The sequence below is a fragment of the Polaromonas sp. P1_G2 genome, from assembly GCF_056405515.1.
In genome coordinates this window covers 1-454 of record NZ_JBFUBY010001131.1, presented here as the reverse complement: position 1 = coordinate 454, position 454 = coordinate 1, and the positions used below count along the sequence as shown (strand labels likewise).

At 61.7% G+C, this 454-nt stretch carries 1 pseudogene; it reads left to right on the top strand.

Annotated features, from left to right (window positions below):
- A pseudogene (locus AC1D0P_RS29405) lies at positions 1 to 344 on the top strand (hypothetical protein); the annotation flags it as partial.
- Positions 345 to 454: the final 110 nt, after the last annotated feature.

The following is a 454-nucleotide window of genomic DNA, read 5'->3' as shown; positions in this document are numbered from 1 at the left end:
GCCATATCCGTGACCTGCCCGAAGGGGCCAGCGGCAGCCTTGCCATGCCGAGAGGGGCAGTGGAGCTCAACCCCGACTTCGTCACCTTCAAGATACCCGGCTTCGGCAGGGGCTGGGGCGGACCCTGGCCACCGGACCGGCGGCACCGTTACGTCTTCACCCTCTACGCCCTCAAGACACAGAGACTGTCGATCTCTCCGGACACGGATCTCGCCGCCTTCGCCGCCGCAGTCTTGCCGGTCGCCATAGACCAGGCCTCGTTCACCGCTGTCTACGGGCCGGCCCGCAAACCATTGCCAATATTGGAAACATCTGCCGAACTGACAGGAGGACTGCATGAGTAGATACGGCAGCAGAAAGAGCTTCGATCTCGAATGGATCGAACGCTGGGCGCGCTGCGTCAATGAAGACAGGATTCTGCCGGTGATCGGCAAGTTCTTCACCAATCGCTTCG